The 21,935-nt window shown below is 60.2% G+C and carries 16 protein-coding genes; 7 read left to right on the top strand and 9 right to left on the bottom strand.

The window, feature by feature from the left end; all coding sequences use genetic code 11:
- Nucleotides 1-18: 18 nt before the first annotated feature.
- The 5 genes from hisC to mtnA form a co-directional block, all read right to left on the bottom strand.
- A complete protein-coding gene (hisC, locus tag ACYZT7_RS09895) occupies nucleotides 19-1,131 on the bottom strand; it encodes a histidinol-phosphate transaminase (protein ID WP_462040866.1) in 1,113 nt (370 codons plus the stop codon).
- A gap of 12 nt (nucleotides 1,132-1,143) precedes the next feature.
- Complete coding sequence (gene pheA / locus ACYZT7_RS09890) at nucleotides 1,144-2,238, bottom strand: prephenate dehydratase (protein ID WP_282377606.1); 1,095 nt, start codon at nucleotides 2,236-2,238, stop codon at nucleotides 1,144-1,146.
- Nucleotides 2,238-3,323, bottom strand: coding sequence for a 3-phosphoserine/phosphohydroxythreonine transaminase (serC, locus tag ACYZT7_RS09885; protein WP_462040865.1), 1,086 nt, complete (start codon nucleotides 3,321-3,323; stop codon nucleotides 2,238-2,240). The genes pheA and serC overlap by 1 nt, the downstream gene beginning before the upstream one ends.
- Before the next feature lie 258 nt (nucleotides 3,324-3,581).
- Nucleotides 3,582-6,242, bottom strand: a complete 2,661-nt coding sequence (gyrA, locus tag ACYZT7_RS09880) for a DNA gyrase subunit A (protein ID WP_462040864.1) — start codon at nucleotides 6,240-6,242, stop codon at nucleotides 3,582-3,584.
- A gap of 424 nt (nucleotides 6,243-6,666) precedes the next feature.
- Nucleotides 6,667-7,743: an S-methyl-5-thioribose-1-phosphate isomerase gene (gene mtnA / locus ACYZT7_RS09875; RefSeq protein ID WP_462040863.1), complete on the bottom strand. Its 1,077-nt coding sequence runs from the start codon at nucleotides 7,741-7,743 to the stop codon at nucleotides 6,667-6,669.
- A gap of 108 nt (nucleotides 7,744-7,851) precedes the next feature.
- On the opposite strand from mtnA, the gene ACYZT7_RS09870 reads away from it, so the two are divergent.
- From ACYZT7_RS09870 to ACYZT7_RS09850, 5 genes are all read left to right on the top strand, one after another.
- Nucleotides 7,852-9,186, top strand: coding sequence for a TRZ/ATZ family hydrolase (locus ACYZT7_RS09870; RefSeq protein WP_462040862.1), 1,335 nt, complete (start codon nucleotides 7,852-7,854; stop codon nucleotides 9,184-9,186).
- 57 nt (nucleotides 9,187-9,243) lie between these two features.
- Nucleotides 9,244-9,942 (top strand): bifunctional 2-polyprenyl-6-hydroxyphenol methylase/3-demethylubiquinol 3-O-methyltransferase UbiG, encoded by a 699-nt coding sequence (ubiG, locus tag ACYZT7_RS09865; RefSeq protein ID WP_449645694.1) that lies wholly within the window; start codon nucleotides 9,244-9,246, stop codon nucleotides 9,940-9,942.
- Nucleotides 9,943-9,946: 4 nt separating this feature from the next.
- Nucleotides 9,947-10,618 (top strand): N-acetylmuramic acid 6-phosphate phosphatase MupP, encoded by a 672-nt coding sequence (gene mupP, locus ACYZT7_RS09860; RefSeq protein ID WP_462040861.1) that lies wholly within the window; start codon nucleotides 9,947-9,949, stop codon nucleotides 10,616-10,618.
- 198 nt (nucleotides 10,619-10,816) lie between these two features.
- Nucleotides 10,817-11,557, top strand: a complete 741-nt coding sequence (locus tag ACYZT7_RS09855) for a YciK family oxidoreductase (protein ID WP_462040860.1) — start codon at nucleotides 10,817-10,819, stop codon at nucleotides 11,555-11,557.
- Between the two features lie 231 nt (nucleotides 11,558-11,788).
- Nucleotides 11,789-12,715, top strand: coding sequence for a GGDEF domain-containing protein (locus tag ACYZT7_RS09850; RefSeq protein ID WP_462040859.1), 927 nt, complete (start codon nucleotides 11,789-11,791; stop codon nucleotides 12,713-12,715).
- A 49-nt stretch (nucleotides 12,716-12,764) separates the two neighbouring features.
- Here ACYZT7_RS09850 and ACYZT7_RS09845 read toward each other — a convergent pair whose 3' ends face one another.
- The 4 genes from ACYZT7_RS09845 to ACYZT7_RS09830 all read right to left on the bottom strand — a co-directional run bounded on the left by ACYZT7_RS09845 (nucleotide 12,765) and on the right by ACYZT7_RS09830 (nucleotide 17,552).
- Entirely contained in the window at nucleotides 12,765-14,639 is a 1,875-nt protein-coding gene (locus ACYZT7_RS09845; RefSeq protein WP_462040858.1) for an MFS transporter, read from the bottom strand.
- Nucleotides 14,640-14,747: 108 nt separating this feature from the next.
- Nucleotides 14,748-15,899 carry a TDT family transporter gene (locus ACYZT7_RS09840; protein ID WP_462040857.1) on the bottom strand — a complete coding sequence of 384 codons (1,152 nt, stop codon included), beginning with the start codon at nucleotides 15,897-15,899 and terminating at the stop codon, nucleotides 14,748-14,750.
- Between the two features lie 105 nt (nucleotides 15,900-16,004).
- Nucleotides 16,005-16,316: a cupin domain-containing protein gene (locus tag ACYZT7_RS09835; RefSeq protein ID WP_462040856.1), complete on the bottom strand. Its 312-nt coding sequence runs from the start codon at nucleotides 16,314-16,316 to the stop codon at nucleotides 16,005-16,007.
- A gap of 42 nt (nucleotides 16,317-16,358) precedes the next feature.
- Nucleotides 16,359-17,552: an MFS transporter gene (locus ACYZT7_RS09830; protein ID WP_462040855.1), complete on the bottom strand. Its 1,194-nt coding sequence runs from the start codon at nucleotides 17,550-17,552 to the stop codon at nucleotides 16,359-16,361.
- Between the two features lie 91 nt (nucleotides 17,553-17,643).
- Between ACYZT7_RS09830 and ACYZT7_RS09825 the strand changes: the two genes are divergently transcribed.
- Together ACYZT7_RS09825 and ACYZT7_RS09820 are read left to right on the top strand one after the other, a co-directional pair.
- Nucleotides 17,644-18,183: a TetR/AcrR family transcriptional regulator gene (locus ACYZT7_RS09825; protein ID WP_462040854.1), complete on the top strand. Its 540-nt coding sequence runs from the start codon at nucleotides 17,644-17,646 to the stop codon at nucleotides 18,181-18,183.
- Nucleotides 18,184-18,447: 264 nt separating this feature from the next.
- Nucleotides 18,448-21,918, top strand: a complete 3,471-nt coding sequence (locus tag ACYZT7_RS09820) for a hybrid sensor histidine kinase/response regulator (protein WP_462040853.1) — start codon at nucleotides 18,448-18,450, stop codon at nucleotides 21,916-21,918.
- The last annotated feature ends 17 nt before the right edge of the window (nucleotides 21,919-21,935 follow it).

Genomic DNA, 21,935 nt, shown 5'->3' with positions numbered 1-21,935 from the left:
GATGGCAGTGCAGTGACATCAACCACGAGCCAGAACCTTGGTCAGCGCTTCGAGGAAGCGGCTGTTTTCGGCCGGCAGACCGATGGTGATGCGCAAGTGGCTCGGCATGCCGTAGTTGGCCACCGGACGCACGATCACGCCTTCGCGCAGCAAACCCTGGAAGACCGGCGCCGCCACTTGCCCCAGATCGACGCAGATGAAGTTGCCCTTGGACGGAATCCAGCTCAACCCCAGCTCACGGAAACCCGCTTGCAGTTGCTGCATGCCGGATTCGTTCAGGCGGCGGCTTTCAGCCAGGTAGTCGGTGTCTTGCAGCGCAGCGCACGCAGCGGCCAGGGCCAGGCTGTTGACGTTGAACGGCTGACGCACACGGTTCAGCACATCCGCAACCACCGCGGTGGACAAGCCATAACCGACCCGCAACGCCGCCAGACCGTAGGCCTTGGAGAAGGTGCGCGAAACCAGCAGGTTCGGGTAAGCCGCCAGGTAGTCCAGGCCATCCGGCAAGTCGCTGCCTTCGGCGTATTCGATGTAGGCCTCGTCCAGCACCACCAGCACGTGTTCCGGTACATCCTGCAGGAATTCGTCCAGCGCCTCGGCGTCGAACCAGGTCCCGGTCGGGTTGTTCGGGTTGGCGATGAACACCACACGGGTATTGGCATCGATCGCGGCCAGCATGGCCGACAGATCATGGCCCCAGTCTTTGGCCGGGATCACTTTTGCCTGGGCGCCAACGGCTTGGGTCACGATCGGATAGACCGCAAACGCGTGCTCGCTGAACACCGCGTTCAGACCCGGCGCCAGATAGGCACGCGCGACCAGTTCCAGAAGGTCGTTGGAACCGTTGCCCAATGTCACCTGATTGAGCTCGACGCGGCACTGATCGGCCAGCAGGGTCTTGAGTGCAAAACCGTTGCCGTCCGGATAACGGGTCAGCTCGGCCAGCGCCTCGTGAATCGCTGCCAGCGCCTTGGGACTGGCGCCCAACGGGTTTTCGTTGCTGGCCAGTTTGACGATGCTGGCCGGATCAATGTTCAGCTCGCGCGCCAGTTCGTCCACGGGCTTGCCCGGAACGTAAGGCGAAAGTTGTTGCACGCCCGGCTGTGCCAGAGCGAGGAAGTCACCACTCATTTGCTACCGCCCTTAGAGAACTGCTTTCGGGTAGGAACCCAGCACTTTGAGTGCCACTGCTTCCTGACTGATCTTTTCCAGCACACCTTTTATCAGCGGATCGCGGTGATGGCCGACAAAGTCGATGAAGAACACGTAGGTCCATTTACCGCTGCGCGACGGACGCGTCTCGATGCGTGTCAGGTCGATGCCGTTGTCGTGGAACGGCACCAGCAACTCGTGAAGTGCGCCGGGCTTGTTGCTCATGGAGACGATGATCGAGGTCTTGTCGTCGCCGGTCGGTGGCACTTCCTGGCTGCCGATCATCAGGAATCGCGTGGAGTTGTCCGGGCGATCCTCGATTTTCTCGGCCAGACGGGTCAGCCCGTACAAGCCTGCGGCCATGTCGCCGGCAATCGCCGCCGAGTTCCACTCACCCTTGACCCGTTTGGCCGCTTCGGCGTTGCTGGACACCGCCACGCGCTCGACATTCGGGTAATGCGCGTCCAGCCATTTGCGGCACTGGGCCAGCGACTGGGCGTGGGAATAGATGCGGCTGATGCTGTCGGTCTTGGTGTTTTCACCGACCAACAGGTGGTGGTGAATCCGCAGCTCGACTTCGCCACAGATCACCATGTCGTGTTCGAGGAAGCTGTCGAGGGTGTGGTTGACCGCGCCTTCGGTGGAGTTCTCCACCGGGACCACGCCAAAGTTCACCGCACCGGCCGCCACTTCGCGGAACACTTCGTCGATCGCCGCCATCGGCTTGCTGATCACCGCGTGGCCGAAGTGCTTCATGGCGGCGGCTTGGGTGAAGGTGCCTTCAGGGCCGAGGTACGCCACTTTCAGCGGCTGCTCGAGGGCCAGGCACGAGGACATGATTTCGCGGAACAAACGCGCCATCTCTTCGTTGCCCAGCGGCCCCTGGTTACGCTCCATCACGCGCTTGAGCACCTGAGCTTCACGCTCAGGACGATAGAACACCGGCACTTCGCCTTCGGCCAGCGAGGCCATCTTTACTCGCGCAACTTCCTGGGCGCAGCGTGCGCGCTCACTGATCAGCTCCATGACCTTGGTGTCCAGAGCATCAATGCGAATGCGCAGTGCCTTGAGTTCTTGCTCAGACATTAACCGTGTTCCTTCTCGAACTCTGCCATGTACGAAATCAGTGCGTTGACCGCAACGATGTCGACGGCGTTATAGATGGAGGCACGCATGCCACCCACGGAACGGTGACCCTTGAGGTTCAACAGGCCACGTTCTTCGGCACCGGCCAGGAATGGCTTGTCGAGACGATCGTCAGCCAGACGGAACGGCACGTTCATCCACGAGCGATCCGACTTGTTGATCGGGTTGCTGTACAAGCCGCTGGCGTCGATGAAGTTGTACAGCGTGCGCTGTTTAACGTCGTTGAGCTTGCCGATGGCTTCAACACCACCCTGCTCCTTCATCCACTCGAATACCAGACCCGAGAGGTACCAGGCCAGGGTTGGCGGGGTGTTGTACATCGAGCCGTTATCGGCCGCGACCTTGTAGTTGAGCATGGTCGGGCAAATGGAACGGGCGTGACCCAGCAGGTCTTCGCGAATGATGTTCACGACGATGCCGCTCGGGCCGATGTTTTTCTGGGCACCGGCGTAGATCATGCCGAAGCGCGAGACATCCATCGGACGCGAAAGAATGTCCGAGGACATGTCGGCGACCAGAGGGACATCACCGGTTTCCGGGATCCACTGGAACTCCAGGCCGCCAATGGTTTCGTTCGGCGCGTAGTGAACGTAGGCCGCGTCCTTGGACAGGTTCCATTCGTTCTGACCGGGAATAGCGAAATAGTCGTAAGGCTTGGCGGTGGCGGCAACGTTGACGTTACCGTAGCGCGACGCTTCTTCGATGGCTTTCTGCGACCAGATACCGGTGTCGATATAGTCGGCGGTGCCGCTTTCCGGCAACAGGTTCAGAGGAATCTGAGCAAATTGCTGGCTGGCGCCACCTTGCAGAAACAGCACTTTATAGTTCGAGGGGATATTCAGCAGATCACGCAGATCCTGCTCGGCCTTGGTGGCGATGGACACGAATTCATCACTGCGATGACTCATTTCCATGACCGACAGGCCTTTGCCGTGCCAATCAAGGAGTTCACCCTGAGCGCGCTTCAGGACAGCTTCAGGAAGCGCCGCAGGACCGGCACAGAAGTTATAGGCTCTCTTGCTCACATCCAATCTCGCTCTGATTTGGTGGTATCACGCAATAAATAATCAGCGACACAGACCTTATTTGGAACAAGCTTTTGTGGGAGCTGGCTTGCCTGCGATTGCATCACCGCGGTGCACAAGACACACCGCAGCGCCTGCATCGCGGGCAAGCCCGGCTCCCACAAAAGCCCTTTCACACAGGATCTTCGTGGGTGTCGATATTTTCAACAGGGACAAACAACAAGGGGGCGAATTTTCATCCGCCCCCCGTTTGTCCGCTTATTCCTGCGGTTCTTCGTCGGCGGCGGCGTCGAGTTGCTGGTCTTCGGCAACGTCGTCGATCACGACTTCACCGTCGAACACTGCACCCTCTTCCTCTTCACCTTCCAGCTCTTCACCTTCGACTTCCGACGGTTCCTGAACCCGTTCCAGACCTACCAGTTTTTCATCGCTGGCCAGCTTGATCAGGGTCACGCCCTGGGTGTTACGACCCAGGCTGGAGACTTCGTCAACACGCGTACGCACCAGGGTGCCCTGGTCGGAAATCAGCATGATTTCCTCGCCATCGAGCACCTGGACTGCACCGACCAGACGGCCGTTACGGTCGTTGCTGACCATGGCGATAACGCCCTGACCGCCACGTTTGTACTCAGGGAACTCGGTGATCGCCGTGCGCTTGCCGTAACCACGCGCCGAAGCGGTGAGGATCTGGCTGCCTTCTTCCGGGATCAGCATCGAAATCAGCTTCTGGCCTTCCGGCAGACGCATACCGCGAACACCGCGAGCGGTACGGCCCATGGCGCGAACATCGGTTTCCTTGAAGCGAGTGACCTTGCCGCCGTCGGAGAACAGCATGACTTCGCGCTCGCCATCGGTAATGGAGGCAGAAATCAGCACGTCGCCTTCGTCCAGCTCCAGCGCGATCAGGCCAACGCTGCGCTGTCGGCTGAAGGATTCCAGCGGGGTCTTCTTCACGGTGCCGTTGGCGGTGGCCATGAAGATGAAGTGACCTTCGGTGTACTCATCGACCGGCAGCATGGTGGTGATGTATTCACCCTCGCCCAGCGGCAGCAGGTTGACCAACGGACGACCACGGGCAGCGCGGGACGCTTCCGGGATTTCGTAGGTTTTCAGCCAGTACACTTTGCCTTTGCTGGAGAACAGCAGCAGCGTGGTGTGGCTGTTGGCGACCAGCAGGTGAGCGATGTAGTCCTCATCCTTCACGCCAGTAGCCGATTTGCCTTTACCGCCACGACGCTGAGCCTGGTACGCAGCCAAAGGCTGGGTCTTGGCGTAGCCACCGTGGGAAATGGTCACGACGCGCTCTTCTTCCGGGATCATGTCACCCAGGGTCAGGTCGAGACGGGCATCGAGAATCTCGGTGCGACGCACATCGCCGTATTCGGCGCGGATCACTTCCAGCTCTTCACGGATCACTTCCATCAGGCGCGTGGCGCTGCTGAGGATGCGGATCAGTTCGCCGATCTGGTTGAGGATCTCTTGATACTCGGCCAGCAGCTTTTCGTGTTCCAGACCGGTCAGACGGTGCAGACGCAGTTCCAGAATGGCTTGCGCCTGTTCCGGCGACAGGAAGTACTTGCCTTCGCGCAGACCGTATTGCGGGTCCAGGGTCTCTGGACGGCACGAATCGGCACCGGCACGCTCAACCATCGCAACCACGGCGGAAGATTCCCACGCAGTCTTGATCAGCGCTTCCTTGGCTTCCGACGGCGTTGGCGAGGCTTTGATCAGGGCGATGACCGGGTCGATATTCGACAGGGCAACCGCTTGACCTTCCAGAATGTGACCACGTTCGCGGGCTTTACGCAGTTCGAACACGGTACGGCGGGTAACGACTTCGCGACGGTGACGAACGAAGGCTTCCAGCAGGTCCTTGAGGTTCAGGATCCGCGGACGGCCGTCGATCAGCGCGACGATGTTGATACCGAATACCGCTTGCAGCTGGGTCTGGGCGTAGAGGTTGTTGAGGATCACCTCAGGCACTTCGCCGCGACGCAGCTCGATCACAACGCGCATACCGTCCTTGTCGGACTCGTCGCGCAGTTCGGTGATGCCTTCGAGCTTCTTCTCTTTTACCAGCTCGGCGATCTTCTCGATCAGACGGGCCTTGTTCAACTGGTAAGGGAGTTCGGTGATGACGATCTGCTGACGGCCACCGACCTTGTCGATGTCTTCGATCATCGAGCGGGCGCGCATGTAAATGCGGCCACGACCGGTGCGGTAGGCTTCGATGATGCCGGCGCGACCGTTGATGATCGCGGCGGTCGGGAAGTCCGGACCAGGGATGTATTGCATCAGCTCATCGATGGTCAACTCGGGGTTGTCGATGAGTGCCAGGCAACCGTCGATGACTTCACCGAGGTTGTGCGGCGGAATGTTGGTCGCCATGCCCACGGCGATACCGCTGGAGCCGTTGACCAACAGGTTGGGAATACGGGTCGGCATGACCGCAGGGATCATTTCGGTGCCGTCGTAGTTCGGCACCCAGTCCACGGTTTCTTTGTGCAGGTCAGCCAGCAGCTCGTGCGCCAGCTTGGTCATGCGCACTTCGGTGTATCGCATGGCGGCGGCGTTGTCGCCGTCCACGGAACCGAAGTTGCCTTGACCGTCTACCAGCAGGTAGCGCAGCGAGAATGGCTGCGCCATCCGAACGATGGTGTCGTACACCGCGGTATCACCGTGAGGGTGATACTTACCGATCACGTCACCGACAACACGGGCAGATTTCTTGTACGGCTTGTTGAAGTCGTTGCCCAGCTCGCTCATCGCGAACAGCACACGCCGGTGCACGGGCTTCAAGCCATCGCGCGCATCCGGCAGTGCCCGCCCGACAATTACGCTCATCGCGTAGTCGAGGTAGGACTGCTTCAGCTCGTCTTCGATATTGACCGGGAGGATTTCTTTGGCCAGTTCGCCCATGAGAAGCCTGATTCCTTTTTCTGGTGAAACCTCGTCACATCCATATGGGACGAACGAAGCTCGCCGCTGCAGGCTGAGTGCCATGCACCGACTTACGACAAATCAACGAGTTATGCCATGGATCTGCGCAGTAAAGGCAGCCACATCGGGCCACCTTGGAAACCGCCGAATGTTATCACAAGAGCCGCCACGCACCTATCCCCCTGATGCGCATGGAGTGTAGTTAGTTGACTGGTGGCAGGCTGATAGGGGACTAGAGAGGCTTAGAGAGTTGTCGAATGAGGATTTCAGGCTGATTTGTTGACTTTGCGGGCCCTATCGCGAGCAAGCTCGCTCCCACAGTTGACCGTGCCTGATTGAAGAACGCGATCAAATGTGGGAGCGAGCTTGCTCGCGATTGCGATTTATCTGACACCAGAGACCGTCAGTGCAGACGCTTGCGGCACATCAACTGCGCCATTTTCGCGGTGTCCGGGCGCTCGACGATGCCTTTTTCGGTCACGATCACATCGATCAAGTCAGCCGGCGTCACGTCGAATACCGGGTTGAACGCATCGACATCGGCGCCGACTCGCTTGCCGCCGACTTCCAGTAACTCGCAACCATCTCGCTCTTCAATCGGAATGTCATCACCGCTGGCCAGGTTCATGTCGATGGTCGAACTCGGCGCCACCACCATGAAGCGCACGCCGTGGTGCATGGCGTTCACCGCCAGCTGATAGGTGCCGATCTTGTTGGCCACGTCGCCATTGGCGGTGATCCGGTCAGCGCCGACGATCACCCAGGTAATGCCTTTGGTCTTCATGATGTGCGCAGCGGCGGAGTCGGCATTGACGGTCACGGGAATGCCTTCGTTGGCCAATTCCCATGCGGTCAGCCGCGAACCTTGCAGCCAGGGACGGGTTTCGTCGGCATAGACGCGCTCGACCATGCCCTCAATGAACGCCCCCCGAATCACGCCAAGCGCCGTACCAAAGCCGCCGGTAGCCAGTGCGCCGGTGTTGCAGTGGGTCAGAATCGCCTGGGCGTTGCCCTGATGCTTGCGGATCAGGTCCACACCCAGTTGCGCCATAGTCAGGTTGGCTTCGCGATCACTCTCATGAATGGCAATAGCCTCCGCCTCCAGCACCGCCAGCGGATTGGCGTGATGCTTCAGACGCTCAAGTCGGTCGCGCATGCGGCCCAGCGCCCAGAACAGGTTAACCGCGGTCGGACGGGAGTCGGCGAGCAGCGCGAAATCCTCTTCCAGCGCCGCCTGCCAGTCGCCGCCCCGGGCAAACCGCGCGCGGGCCGCCAGCACAACACCATAGGCGGCACTGATGCCAATCGCCGGCGCGCCGCGCACCACCATCGAACGAATGGCCTCGGCCACGCCAGCAGCGCTGGTGTAGGCGATCCACGTTTCCTCGAACGGCAAAATACGCTGATCCAGCAGGTACAGGGCGCCATCACGCCAATCGATGGCCTTCACCTTCTCCGCAGCCAACAGTCGATCGCGCATCCCTCACCCCGCACTCATGAACAAAAGCCGTCGATTATAGCGATCCCCCTGCGAAGACGCTCGGGTATACTTCGCCATCCTTTACAAAAGCTCTGGAACCGACTCTCGATGCCGAACACTGCCGTTGCGCTCGACCTGTTATTACTGCCGACCTGGCTGGTACCGGTCGAACCCGCTGGCGTTGTCCTTAAAGAGCACGCCCTCGGCATCCGTGACGGGCGCATTGTCTTTATCGGCCCGCGCGCCGCAGCACTGAAGCTTAACGCAACCGAAGTCCGCGAATTGCCGGACATGTTGCTCTGCCCTGGCTTGATCAATGCCCACGGGCATGCGGCGATGACGCTGTTCCGCGGTCTGGCCGATGATTTGCCGCTAATGACCTGGCTGGAAAACCACATCTGGCCGGCCGAAGCCAAGTGGGTCGATGAAGCTTTCGTACGTGACGGCACTGACCTGGCGATCGCCGAGCAGATCAAAGGTGGCATCACTTGCTTCTCTGACCTGTATTTCTTCCCGAAGGCTGCCAGCGAACGCGTCCATAACAGCGGCATTCGCGCACAAATCGCGACTCCGATCCTCGACTTCCCGATCCCGGGCGCCAGCACAGCGGATGAAGCCATTCGTCAGGGCGTCGAATTGTTCGGCGATCTCAAGCACCACGAACGCATCAAAGTGACCTTCGGCCCTCACGCCCCCTACACCGTGGGCGACGAGACCCTGGAGAAAATCCGGGTGATCGCCGAAGAACTGGACGCTTCGATCCATATGCACGTGCATGAAACGGCTTATGAAGTGCAGCAGTCCGTCGAGCAGCGCGGCGAACGCCCATTGGCCCGCCTCGGGCGCCTGGGTTTGCTGGGGCCGCGCTTTCAGGCGGTTCACATGACTCAGATCAGCGATGAAGACCTGGTGTTGCTGGTAGAAAGTAATACCAACGTGATTCATTGCCCGGAGTCGAACCTGAAGCTGGCCAGCGGGTTCTGCCCGGTGGAGCGCTTGTGGCAGGCTGGCGTCAATGTGGCGGTCGGCACCGATGGCGCGGCCAGCAACAATGACCTGGACCTGCTCGGCGAAACCCGCACGGCCGCGTTGCTGGCCAAAGCCGTCGCCGGCTCGGCCACCGCGCTGGACGCTCATCGCGCCCTGCGCATGGCCACGCTCAATGGTGCCCGTGCGCTGGGGATCGAGGCTGACGTCGGTTCGCTGGAAGTCGGCAAAGCAGCAGACATCGTCGCGTTCGACCTCTCCGGCCTGGCGCAGCAACCGGTGTACGACCCGGTTTCGCAGCTTATATATGCCACCGGCCGCGATTGCGTGAAACACCTTTGGGTCGCCGGCAAGCAACTGCTCGACGACCGTCGCCTGACTCGCCTGGATGAAGAACAGCTGTGCGCCACCGCCAAGGCCTGGGGCCAGCGCATCAGCGGCCATACCGAATCGTAAGCACCCCGGACCTACCACCGTGGCAACAGGATTTTTCAAGTTTTAGAGGACTTAACCATGAGCAACGTCGACTACGCCGAAATCGCCAAATTCGAAGCCCTGGCCCATCGCTGGTGGGACCGCGAGAGCGAGTTCAAACCGCTGCACGACATCAACCCGCTGCGGGTCAACTGGATTGACGAACGCGTCAGTCTGGCCGGCAAGAAAGTCCTCGACGTCGGTTGCGGCGGCGGCATCCTCAGCGAAGCCATGGCCCAGCGCGGCGCTACCGTCATGGGCATCGACATGGGCGAAGCGCCGCTGGCGGTCGCGCAACTGCATCAACTGGAGTCCGGCGTGAGTGTCGAATACCGGCAGATCACCGCCGAAGGGCTGGCCGAAGAAATGCCCGAGCAGTTCGACGTGGTCACCTGCCTGGAAATGCTTGAACACGTGCCGGACCCGTCCTCGGTGATCCGCGCCTGTTTCCGCATGGTCAAACCCGGCGGCCAGGTGTTCTTCTCCACCATCAATCGCAACCCGAAGGCGTACCTGTTCGCCATCGTCGGCGCTGAATACATCATGAAGCTGCTGCCGCGCGGCACCCACGACTTCAAGAAATTCATTCGCCCGTCCGAGCTCGGCGCCTGGAGCCGCATGGCCGGCCTGACCGTCAAGGACATCATCGGCTTGACCTACAACCCGCTGACCAAGCACTACAAACTGGCCTCCGACGTGGACGTCAACTACATGATCCAGACCCTGCGCGAGGAGTAAGCCTATGCGTATCAGAGCAGTTCTTTTCGACATGGACGGCACGCTGCTCGACACCGCGCCAGACTTCATTGCGATCTGTCAGGCGATGCGTGCCGACCGCGGCCTGCCGCCGATGAACGACCAGCACATTCGCGACGAGATCTCCGGCGGCGCCAAGGCGATGGTTGCAGTGACCTTCTCCATGGACCCGGAATCACCGGGTTTCGAGGAATTGCGTCTGGAGTTCCTGGAGCGCTACCTCGCCGGTTGCGCGGTTCACAGCAAACTCTTCGACGGCATGGGCGAACTGCTGGCCGACATCGAGAAGGCCAACCTGATCTGGGGCGTGGTCACCAACAAGCCACTGCGGTTTGCCGAGCCGATCATGCAGCAGCTTGGATTGGCCGAGCGCTCGGCGCTGTTGATCTGCCCGGACCATGTGAAGAACAGCAAACCGGACCCCGAGCCGTTGATTCTGGCGTGCAAGATGCTCGAGCTGGACCCGGCCAGCGTGCTGTTTGTGGGCGATGACTTGCGCGATATCGAGTCCGGTCGCGATGCCGGCACCAAAACGGCTGCCGTGACCTATGGCTACATTCATCCGGACGACAACCCGCGGCATTGGGGCGCGGATGTGGTGGTCGATCATCCGCTGGAGTTGCGCAAGGTGCTGGATAGCGCCTTGTGTGGTTGCTGATCTGACTGGCTGCAGGATGCTTTGTGGCGAGGGGATTTATCCCCGTTGGGTCGCGAAGCGGCCCCCTGCAATTCCAGTCACACCGAATTGTTCAGGGTTTACGACTGCTGCGCAGCCGAACGGGGATAAATCCCCTCGCCACAAAAGCCCTCTCGCCACAAGTGCGATGCTTGCCTATTGAATTGTTGAGGGGTTTTTATGTTTGATTATTCCGCCCGCCCAGATTTGCTCAAGGACCGGGTCATCCTGGTCACCGGCGCTGGCCGTGGCATCGGCGCTACCGCCGCGAAAACCTTCGCCGCGCACGGCGCCACCGTGCTGTTGCTGGGCAAGACCGAAGCCAACCTGACCCAGGTCTACGACGAAATCGAAGCCGCCGGCCATCCACAAGCGGCCGTGATCCCGTTCAACCTGGAAACCGCCCTGCCCCATCAATACGATGAGCTGGCAGCGATGATCGAAACCGAATTCGGCCATCTCGACGGTTTGCTGCACAACGCGTCGATCATTGGCCCGCGTACGCCGATCGAGCAGCTGTCCGGCGAAAACTTCATGCGCGTCATGCACGTCAACGTCAACGCCATGTTCATGCTCACCAGCACCCTGCTGCCGCTGCTCAAGCTGTCTCAGGACGCCTCGGTTGTGTTCACTTCCAGCAGCGTCGGTCGCAAGGGTCGCGCGTATTGGGGCGCCTATGGCGTCTCCAAGTTCGCCACCGAAGGCTTGATGCAAACCCTGGCCGACGAAGTCGATACCGTGGCACCGATGCGCTCCAACAGCGTCAACCCGGGCGCTACCCGCACCAGCATGCGCGCCCAGGCCTACCCCGGTGAAAACCCGCTGAACAACCCGACGCCTGAGGAGATCATGCCGGTCTACCTCTACCTGATGGGTCCGGACAGCACCGGCGTCAACGGCCAGGCGTTCAACGCTCAGTAACGCCCGTGCGTCGCTTTTGTGCCGCGACGGCTTTCCGTCGCGGCCCTCAAAGTGCGGCGCAACCACACACCAATGGCAAGTCAAACAACTGCCACCGCATTCGGGGAAAATTTTAAAACAATCATCAAGCTATTGATTTATAACGTATTTTATTTGACGGAACTGAATGGCACGACTTTCGCTCTAAAATTGCTCAGACACGCAGTGTGAAAGCAAACGGGCGGACGCCACATGAAATCACCTTCCCAGACCAACGCAATTGACTTCGATGTTGCCAAATTGCAACGCCTGGGCTTTGGTCAGCAGACTTCCCTTCGGGAGAGGCCTGTCAACCTTGCGCAACTGCGCCAGAAGCTGAGCCTGCAGTTGCAAACCAGTCTTGAGCCGCAACGCATTCTCGGGCTCTTCTTTCGTGAAATTCAGCGACTCGTACCGCTCGACGCCTTGATCTATCAGCACAAGGCCAGCGACTTGCGCCTGGAGTTCGGCCTGCGCGGCCATCACTCGATCAGCTACAGCCTCAGCCATGAAGGCGAGCATCTGGGTGAACTGGTATTCCGTCGCAATCAGCGCTTCAGTGAGCAGGAACAAGCCAACCTCGAGTCGCTGCTGTCCGCATTGATGTATCCGATGCGCAATGCCCTGCTCTACCGCGCCGCCACCCAAAGTGCCTTGCGCGATCCGCTCACGGACACCGGCAACCGCATCGCCATGGATCAGACCCTGCAACGGGAAATCGAGATGGCCCGTCGGCATATGCAACCCTTGTCGCTGCTGATGCTGGACATCGATCACTTCAAACACATCAACGACAACCACGGACACAGCGCCGGCGATGACGTGCTCAAGGCCGTCGCAGCCTCGATCAAAAGCCAGTTGCGCAACGTGGACATGGTTTTCCGGTTTGGCGGCGAGGAGTTCCTGATTCTGCTGTCCAACACCAACCGGGAAGCGGCCGCCCTGGTCGGCGAGCGACTGCGGCTTGCCGCGCAGGCTGAAGATTATGCCGCCGACGGCCATTTGGTCGAGCTGACGGTCAGCCTTGGCTGCTCGACCCTATTGCCCGGCGAGTCTGCCGATAGCCTGTTGCGACGGGCCGACAGTGCGTTGTATGTGGCCAAGCGCGAGGGGCGCAACCGATTGGCGATGGCGGGCTGAACATCCGCCAGAGCAGGCTCGCTGGTGCAGCGGCCCGCATGGACAGGTATTAGCGAACAGTACCGCGCAAATCCCCCACCAACCCTTGTAACCGGGCGGGTTCTGCCGATTCAACCGACACCGCAGGCCCTGCCACCAGCGTCACCCGCGACCACAACCGGCGAAACACGCCCTTTTGCGGATCGCGGCTGAAGAAACTCCCCCACAACCCCTGCAATGCCAGCGGAATCACCGGCACCGGCGTCTGTTCGAGAATCCGCCTCAGCCCGCCCTTGAACTCGTTGATCTCGCCATCGGCGGTCAATTTGCCCTCAGGGAAGATGCACACCAATTCGCCGTCCTTCAGATATTGAGCAATGCGCGTGAACGCTTTTTCGTAGATCTGAATGTCTTCCTGCCGCCCCGCGATCGGAATGGTCCCGGCCGTGCGAAAGATAAAGTTCAGCACTGGCAAGTTGTAGATCTTGTAATACATCACAAAGCGAATCGGCCGACGCACCGCGCCGCCAATCAGCAAGGCATCGACGAAGGACACGTGATTGCACACCAGCAGCGCCGCGCCTTCATCGGGAATCAGCTGCAGATTGCGATGCTTCACGCGGTACATAGAATGGCTGAGCAGCCAGATCATGAAGCGCATGCTGAACTCGGGGACGATGCTGAAGATGTAGGCGTTGACGCCGATGTTCAGCAGCGACACCACCAGGAACAACTGCGGGATCGACAGCTTGACCATGCTCAGCAAGACGATCGAGACAATCGCCGAGATCACCATGAACAGCGCGTTAAGAATATTGTTGGCGGCAATCACCCGCGCCCGCTCGTTCTCGGGGGTACGTGACTGAATCAGCGCGTACAGCGGCACGATGTAGAAACCGCCGAACACGCCAAGCCCCAGAATGTCGATCAACACCAGCCAGGCGTGACCGAAGCCGAGGATTTCGATCCAGCCATGGCCGGTGACACTGTCGGGAATTCCGCCGGAGTGCCACCACAGCAGCAAACCAAACACCGTCAGACCGAACGAGCCGAACGGCACCAGACCAATCTCGACTTTGCGTCCGGACAGTTTCTCGCAGAGCATCGAACCGAGTGCGATACCGACCGAGAACACGGTAAGAATCAGCGTCACTACGGTTTCATCGCCGTGCATCCACTCCTTGGCGTACGCCGGGATCTGCGTCAGATAAACCGCCCCGACAAACCAGAACCACGAGTTGCCGACAATCGAACGCGACACCGCCGGGGTCTGCCCCAAGCCCAGTTTCAACGTGGCCCAGGACTGGCTGAAAATGTTCCAGTTCAGACGCATTTCAGGTGAGGCGGCCGCCGCCCGCGGAATGCTGCGACTGGCCAGATAACCGAGCACCGCAATGCCGATGATTGCCATGGAGACAATCGGCGCGTAATGACTGGACGACATCATGATCCCGGCGCCGATGGTCCCGGCGAGGATCGCCAGGAAGGTGCCCATTTCCACAAGGCCGTTGCCACCCACCAGCTCTTCGTCACGCAAGGCCTGCGGCAGGATCGAGTATTTCACCGGCCCGAACAGCGCTGAGTGAGTGCCCATGGCAAACAGCGCCACCAGCATCAGTGACAGGTGATCGAACATGAAACCGACTGCGCCGACCGCCATGATGGCGATTTCCCCGAGCTTGATCAGACGGATCAACGCGTCCTTGGCGAACTTTTCGCCAAACTGCCCGGCCAGCGCCGAGAACAGAAAAAACGGCAGGATGAACAGCAGCGCACACAGGTTGACCCAAATCGAGCGATCACCCTCGATAGTCAGCTTGTACAAAATGGCGAGGATCAGCGACTGCTTGAAGATGTTGTCGTTGAACGCCCCGAGCGACTGCGTGACGAAGAATGGCAGGAAGCGCCGGGTGCGAAGCAAGGTGAACTGTGAGGGGTGACTCATCTTCCGTGTGTCCCTGATTTGCATAAAAGAGTGGGTAGAGAGTGGCGTGGATTCAGTTATTGGAATATCGAACGACGATCCAGGCCACACATTACCTATCTTCGCCGGTTATTTCTTCAATCCGGCTATGCACGGCGAGACAAATAACTCGCCCCGCCACGCCCCTTGCACCGTACGTTTGGCGACGATCAGCCACATCACCGCCAGCAACACCACCAGCACACAACCGAAGACACTGAAAAACGTGAGGTTCAAGGTGCTGGCCAGTTTCAACGTCGCCAGAGAATAGACGCCCAACGGGAAGGTAAAACCCCACCAGCCGAGATTGAAAGGGATACCGACGCGCAGGTAACGCAGGGTGATGAGCACCGCGATCAGCATCCACCACAAACCAAAACCCCACAGTGTGATCCCGGCCACCAACCCCAGCCCTGCGGCGATTTCACCGATGCCCGGCAGACCGTTGGCCGCAAAGATGGCCGGCGCATCGGCACCCAGCAGCAACATGCCCAGCGCTCCGGTGCCGATCGGGCCGAGCGCCAGCCAGCTGGAGGCGGCCATGTTTTCGTGGGGCAATTTATGCAGCGCCATGCGCAGCAACAGAATGGTCAGAATGCTGAACGCCACCGGTAAGGAAAAGGCCCAAAGCACGTAGCTCGTCACCAGCACCACCAGTTGCGAATGGGCGTCCGCCAGGTGCGGCGCCAACAGACCACCGCTGGCGGCCGCCACTTCCGCCGCCACCACCGGCAACAACCAGACGGCAGTCATCTGGTCGATGCTGTGTTCCTGACGGGTGAACATCATGTAGGGAATCAGCACGCCGCACGCCAGCGATATCGCCACATCCAGCCACCACAGCACCTCGGCGACTGGAATCACGCCCTCGCCCCAACGCGGCAAACCGAACAACAGAAAACCATTAATGATGGTCGCCAGGCCCATGGGGATGGTGCCAAAAAACATCGAAACCGTGGAGTGACCGAAAATCCGCCGCGCTTCATCGAAAAACAGCGCCCAACGCGCCACATACATAACCGTGAATAAAACAAACAGCACAATATTGAACAGCCAAAGGGCTTCGGCAACCGCGTGCAAACCGGGATTTGCAGTAGGCAGCTGCGCCAGCGCCAACGCCAGCACGCCGGTGCCCATGGTGGCGGCGAACCAGTTCGGCGTGAACTGGCGGATGACTTCGCGCGGGTGCTGCAAATGACTGAAAGGTTTGAAACCGGCTGGGGCGGTGTTGGGGCATGTCATGGTGAACTCCTGTCCTCTATTGAGGTGGAGCTCATGGTAGATCCGAATCGAATATCGATATAACGGGTAATATTTATAACTGTTATCTGTTTTGCAGATATAGCGTCAGACGCTGCCTTCAGTTTCGATCACCAGGATTCTTGCCGCACCCTGCGGATGGGCAACGTGCTCGGTGCCGACATCGGCGTAAAAGATATCGCCTACACGCAACACCACTTGTTTCTCCTGACCGTCTTCGCGATAACGCATCTGCACGACTCCATCCAGCACCACGAACACTTCTTGCCCATCATTGATGTGCCATTTATAGGGCTGATCGGTCCAGTGCAAACGCGTGGTGATGCCGTTCATGTTGGCGATATCCAAAGCGCCCCAGGCACGGTCAGCGGTGAAGGAGTTGCTGCGGATGATTTTCATGCGTCGGTCCGTCGAAATGAATGGCGGCGCCAAGGCTAGCGGTCATCGCACATCGACGCCACAGACTTTCACGGACCGCTGACGCATCAATGTGAGCAGAGCGCCGACCGAGAGAATAATCAGCACCGCGCCGTAACCATCGGTGGTGGCCACTAGTCCAAAAGTCCGGGTCAAGTTTCCGGCCAGCAACGACGGCAAGCAGAACGCCATATAACTGAGCACATAAAAAGCCGACATCAACCCTGCCCGTTCATGGGGCAAGGCCAGCGGCACGACACTGCGCAACGCACCGAGGAAACCGGCGCCGAAACCACATCCGGCGACCAGAGTGCCGAGGAAAAACAGCGTCAGGCTGGCGCTGTGCACCGCCATTAGAATCAGCGCGATGCCGGCAGGCAGCAGACTGCCGCCCAATCGCAAGACCTTGTCGGCCGGCCGATTGCGCAGGGTGTAGATCATCAACGCGCCGGTCACCGTCAACACAGCGACCGTCGCACCGCCAATCAGATTTGAGGTCGATCCGGTGGCCGTACGAACCAGAGACGGTGCCAAAGAAGCGTAAAAACCACCGAGCGCCCACACCGCGATGTTGATCGGCAGCACCAGCCACAACGCGCGCCGCGCCTGGATCGGCACATGCAGTGTCGGGCGCAGCGAGGCCCAGGCTCCCGGTTGCCGACTGACGCTTTCCGGCAAGCGCCAGACGTACAGCGCCTGCAGCACAAACAGGGCGAACAGCACCCAATAGGTCAACTGCAACGGCAGCGGCGCAAACTCGGCCAACAAGCCGCAACCCATGGCACCCGCCGCCATGCCCAGCAACGGCGCGACACTGTTGACCAGCGGCCCTTGCTGGCGATCGGTGTCCAGCAGCGCCGCACTCAATACGGCAGTGGCCATCCCCGTGGCAAAACCCTGAAGCACTCGTGCACTGATCAACCAGGCGACACTGTCTGCATTGATAAACAGCAGCATCGCCAGCATGTTCAACATCACCGCGGTAAAAATCACCGGTTTGCGCCCCAGGTAATCCGAGAGCGAACCGACCGTGAGCAAGGCCACCAGCAAGCTGATGGCATACACGCCGAAAATCAGGGTGAGGGTCGCTGCCGAAAACTGCAGGTGTTCCTGGTACAAGTGATACAACGGCGTCGGCGCCGTGGACGCTGCGAGAAAACTGAGTAAGGTGATCGCCAGGAACCACAGGCTTGAACGATTGGAAGTTGAACTGGACATGGGCACACTCCGCAAAAGCTAACTTTTTGCTTTTGCGGAGTGTGCGACTGGCCAGCGCTTAAAGCAAATTCTTTGTGTTAAGGTCCGATGCATGGCTATTAAAGAAGGATTACGCCCCGGCGGTAGAAGCGCCCGGGTGCAAGAGTCGGTTCATTCGGCGGTCCGCCTTCTTCTCGAAGAGCAGGACCGTGCCACCGTGACCGTCCCGCAAATCGCCGCGCGCGCCGGCGTCACGCCGTCGACCATCTACCGGCGCTGGGGCGATCTGTCGGTATTATTGGCGGATGTCGCCCTCGCCCGCATGCGCCCCGAGAGCGAGCCCGCCACTACCGGCAGCCTGCGCGGTGACGTGAAGGCCTGGGCGGAGCAGTATCTGGACGAGATGAGTTCCGAGCCCGGCCGCCACATGTTGCGCGACGTGCAATGCAGCACCACACCGGCCGTGTGCGCGACGATCATTGGCGGGCAGTTGCAGACGATACTGGATCGTTACCCCGGTCAGCCAAAGCCCAACGTTGATCGGCTGATTAACATGGTGGCGGCGCCGACGGTGTTTCGTATCCTGTTTTCGGCGGCGCCGCTGGAAGTTGGGGAATTGCATCGGTTGATCGAGATTGCTTTGAATCAGTGATACCGCCATCGCGAGCAAGCTCGCTCCCACAGTTGATCTTCAGTGGATACGTAATTTGTGCCCGACATAGATCCAATGTGGGAGCGAGCTTGCTCCGGGCGGCGTTCCGACGATGAGGCCAGCACAAACACCCAAGATCGAACTGGCACACAGCCTGCGGCACCCCGCCGCGCCGCGACCTTGGTCGACACTGACTAACCCCTGACATCGTGCGAGACTGTCTGTCCGGGCGGGAGTCCCGGGTGTCTTTTGTCTGGAGTTCCCATGTCGCTGTCCAGCGGGCTGATCGCCGCCGTCGCCCTGGCCTATATGGCCATCTTGTTCGCCATCGCCTTCTACGGCGACCGTCGCAGCACGCCGCTGCCGCCGCGGGTGCGCGCCTGGGTGTACAGCCTGTCGCTGGCCGTCTATTGCACCAGCTGGACCTTCTTTGGCGCCGTGGGCCAGGCCGCCGAACAGCTCTGGTCTTTCCTGCCGATCTACCTTGGGCCGATTCTGCTGCTGGTGTGTGCGCCATGGGTCCTGCAAAAAATGGTGATGATCAGCAAGCAGGAGAACATCACCTCCATTGCCGACTTCATCGCCGCCCGCTATGGAAAATCCCAGTCGCTGGCGGTGGTGGTGGCGCTGATCTGCCTGGTCGGCGTGTTGCCCTACATCGCGTTGCAACTGAAGGGCATCGTGCTCGGGGTGAACTTGCTGATCGGCGCCGGTGCCGACGCCATGGGCACGCGCGCCCAGGACACGGCGTTGATCGTGTCGCTGGTGCTGGCGCTGTTCACCATCGTCTTCGGTACCCGCAACCTCGACGCCACGGAACACCACCGCGGCATGGTGCTGGCGATTGCGTTCGAATCGCTGGTCAAGCTGTTCGCTTTTCTTGCGGTCGGCGCATTTGTGACTTACGGCCTGTACGACGGTTTCGACGACCTGTTCGACCAGGCGATGCTCGCACCGCGCCTCGAAGAATATTGGAAGGAAACCATTAATTGGCCGTCGATGGTGGTGCAGACCGGCGTGGCAATGATGGCAATCATCTGCCTGCCCCGACAGTTCCACGTGACCGTGGTGGAAAACATTGACCCTCAGGATCTGCGCCTGGCCAAATGGGTGTTTCCCGCCTATCTGGCGCTGGCGGCACTGTTTGTCGTCCCCATCGCCCTCGCCGGCCAGATGCTGCTGCCGAGCTCGGTACTGCCGGATTCTTTTGTCATCAGCCTGCCGCTGGCCCAATCCCATCCTGCCCTGGCGATGCTGGCGTTTATCGGTGGTGCCTCGGCGGCGACCGGCATGGTGATCGTCGCCAGCGTGGCGCTGTCGACCATGGTCTCCAACGACATGCTGTTGCCATGGTTGCTGCGGCGCAACAACGCCGAGCGGCCGTTCGAAGTGTTCCGCCAGTGGATGCTCTCGGTGCGCCGAGTGAGCATCGTGGTGATTCTGCTGCTGGCCTACGTCAGTTATCGCCTGCTCGGCTCGACGGCGAGCCTGGCGACCATCGGCCAGATCGCCTTCGCCGCCGTGACCCAACTGGCGCCGGCCATGCTCGGCGCGCTGTACTGGAAACAGGCCAATCGTCGCGGTGTATTCGCCGGCCTCGCCGCCGGGACATTCCTCTGGTTCTACACACTGATTCTGCCGATCGCAGCCCACAGCCTCGGCTTATCCCTGAGCAGTTTCCCGGGGCTGGCCTGGTTGCACAGCAACCCGCTGAAACTGCCACTCACGCCGCTGACACAAGGCGTGGTGTTGTCGCTTGCGGCCAACTTCACGCTGTTCGCCTGGGTATCGGTGCTGTCACGTACGAGGGTTTCGGAACACTGGCAGGCGGGTCGCTTCATCGGTCAGGAAATCAGTGCCCGCCCCAGCGCCCGTTCAATGCTGTCGGTGCAGATCGACGATTTGTTGCAGCTGGCGGCGCGGTTCGTCGGCGAAGAACGCGCCCGTCAGAGTTTTATCCGCTTCGCCTACCGCCAAGGCAAAGGCTTCAACCCGAACCAGAACGCCGACGGTGAATGGATCGCCCATACCGAACGCTTGCTGGCCGGTGTGCTCGGCGCTTCTTCGACCCGGGCGGTGGTAAAAGCCGCTATCGAAGGTCGGGAGATGCAACTTGAGGACGTCGTCCGAATCGCCGATGAAGCCTCGGAGGTGCTGCAATTCAACCGCGCGCTGCTGCAAGGCGCGATCGAGAACATCACCCAGGGCATCAGCGTGGTCGACCAGTCGCTGAAACTGGTGGCCTGGAACCGGCGCTATCTGGAGTTGTTCAATTACCCTGATGGGCTGATCAGGCTTGGCCGACCGATTGCCGACATCATTCGCTACAACGCCGAGCGCGGCCTGTGCGGTCCCGGCGAAGCCGAAGTGCACGTCGCCCGCCGCTTGCACTGGATGCGTCAGGGCCGCGCCCACACCTCTGAAAGACTTTTCCCCAATGGCCGTGTGATCGAGCTGATCGGCAACCCGATGCCGGGCGGCGGTTTCGTCATGAGTTTCACCGACATCACCGCGTTCCGCGAGTCGGAGCAGGCGCTGACCGAGGCCAACGAAGGTCTGGAGCGACGGGTTACCGAGCGGACCCACGAATTGTCGCAACTCAACGTTGCCCTGACCGAAGCCAAGGGCACCGCGGAGTCGGCCAACCAGTCGAAAACCCGTTTCCTGGCGGCGGTCAGCCATGACTTGATGCAACCGTTGAACGCCGCGCGACTCTTCTCGGCCGCCCTTTCCCACCAAGACGACGGCTTATCCGGCGATGCGCAGAAACTGGTCCATCACTTGGACAGTTCACTGCGCTCGGCCGAGGATTTGATCAGCGACCTGCTGGACATTTCCCGCCTGGAGAACGGCAAGATCAACCCTGATCCCAAGCCTTTTGTGCTCAACGAACTGTTCGACATCCTCGGTGCCGAGTTCAAGGCGCTGGCCAGGGACCAGGGACTGAAATTCCGTGTCAGGGGCAGTACGTTGCGAATCGACAGCGACATCAAACTGTTGCGACGAATCCTGCAGAATTTTCTGACCAATGCCTTCCGCTACGCCAAAGGCCCGGTGCTGCTGGGCGTTCGCCGGCGCAAGGGAGAGCTGTGCCTGGAGGTCTGGGACCGTGGTCCGGGCATTCCAGAGGATAAACAGCGGGTCATTTTCGAAGAATTCAAACGCCTCGACAGCCATCAGACGCGTGCTGAAAAAGGCTTGGGGCTGGGCCTGGCCATTGCTGACGGACTGTGTCGCGTACTGGGTCATACCTTGCGCGTACGCTCCTGGCCGGGGCGCGGCAGCGTGTTCAGCGTCAGTGTGCCGTTGGCTAGTGCTCAAACCGCCCTGCCGACCAAGACCGTCGAGTTCAACGGCAAATTGCCGAGCGGCGCGCAGGTGCTGTGCATCGATAACGAAGACAGCATCCTGATCGGCATGAACAGCCTGCTCACCCGCTGGGGTTGTCAGGTCTGGACCGCCCGTAACCGCGATGAATGCGCGGCGCTGCTCAGTGACGGAGTGCGGCCGCAATTGGCGCTGGTGGATTACCACCTGGACCATGGCGAGACCGGAACCGAGTTGATGGCGTGGTTGCGCACCCAACTGGGTGAGCCGGTGCCTGGGGTAGTAATCAGCGCCGATGGGCGACCGGAGATGGTGGCCCAAGTGCATGCGGCGGGGCTGGATTACCTGGCAAAACCGGTGAAACCGGCGGCGTTGCGGGCGTTGCTGAGTCGGCATTTGCCGTTGTAGCGCGGCGGACCTGAACC

The organism is Pseudomonas sp. RT4P38 (assembly GCF_054897765.1).
Note: the sequence above shows the minus strand (reverse complement) of the source record. Positions and strands in the feature narration are given on the sequence as shown.

Bases quoted from the DNA above. Each gene is read 5' to 3' on its own strand.
- gyrA (WP_462040864.1), bottom strand. From the start codon at position 6,242: ATGGGCGAACTGGCCAAAGAAATCCTCCCGGTCAATATCGAAGACGAG.
- pheA (WP_282377606.1), bottom strand. From the start codon at position 2,238: ATGTCTGAGCAAGAACTCAAGGCACTGCGCATTCGCATTGATGCTCTG.
- ACYZT7_RS09830 (WP_462040855.1), bottom strand. From the start codon at position 17,552: ATGTCCAGTTCAACTTCCAATCGTTCAAGCCTGTGGTTCCTGGCGATC.
- ACYZT7_RS09825 (WP_462040854.1), top strand. From the start codon at position 17,644: ATGGCTATTAAAGAAGGATTACGCCCCGGCGGTAGAAGCGCCCGGGTG.
- ACYZT7_RS09840 (WP_462040857.1), bottom strand. From the start codon at position 15,899: ATGACATGCCCCAACACCGCCCCAGCCGGTTTCAAACCTTTCAGTCAT.
- ACYZT7_RS09835 (WP_462040856.1), bottom strand. From the start codon at position 16,316: ATGAAAATCATCCGCAGCAACTCCTTCACCGCTGACCGTGCCTGGGGC.
- mtnA (WP_462040863.1), bottom strand. From the start codon at position 7,743: ATGCGCGATCGACTGTTGGCTGCGGAGAAGGTGAAGGCCATCGATTGG.
- ACYZT7_RS09845 (WP_462040858.1), bottom strand. From the start codon at position 14,639: ATGAGTCACCCCTCACAGTTCACCTTGCTTCGCACCCGGCGCTTCCTG.
- ACYZT7_RS09820 (WP_462040853.1), top strand. From the start codon at position 18,448: ATGTCGCTGTCCAGCGGGCTGATCGCCGCCGTCGCCCTGGCCTATATG.
- ACYZT7_RS09850 (WP_462040859.1), top strand. From the start codon at position 11,789: ATGAAATCACCTTCCCAGACCAACGCAATTGACTTCGATGTTGCCAAA.
- ACYZT7_RS09870 (WP_462040862.1), top strand. From the start codon at position 7,852: ATGCCGAACACTGCCGTTGCGCTCGACCTGTTATTACTGCCGACCTGG.
- mupP (WP_462040861.1), top strand. From the start codon at position 9,947: ATGCGTATCAGAGCAGTTCTTTTCGACATGGACGGCACGCTGCTCGAC.
- ACYZT7_RS09855 (WP_462040860.1), top strand. From the start codon at position 10,817: ATGTTTGATTATTCCGCCCGCCCAGATTTGCTCAAGGACCGGGTCATC.
- hisC (WP_462040866.1), bottom strand. From the start codon at position 1,131: ATGAGTGGTGACTTCCTCGCTCTGGCACAGCCGGGCGTGCAACAACTT.
- ubiG (WP_449645694.1), top strand. From the start codon at position 9,244: ATGAGCAACGTCGACTACGCCGAAATCGCCAAATTCGAAGCCCTGGCC.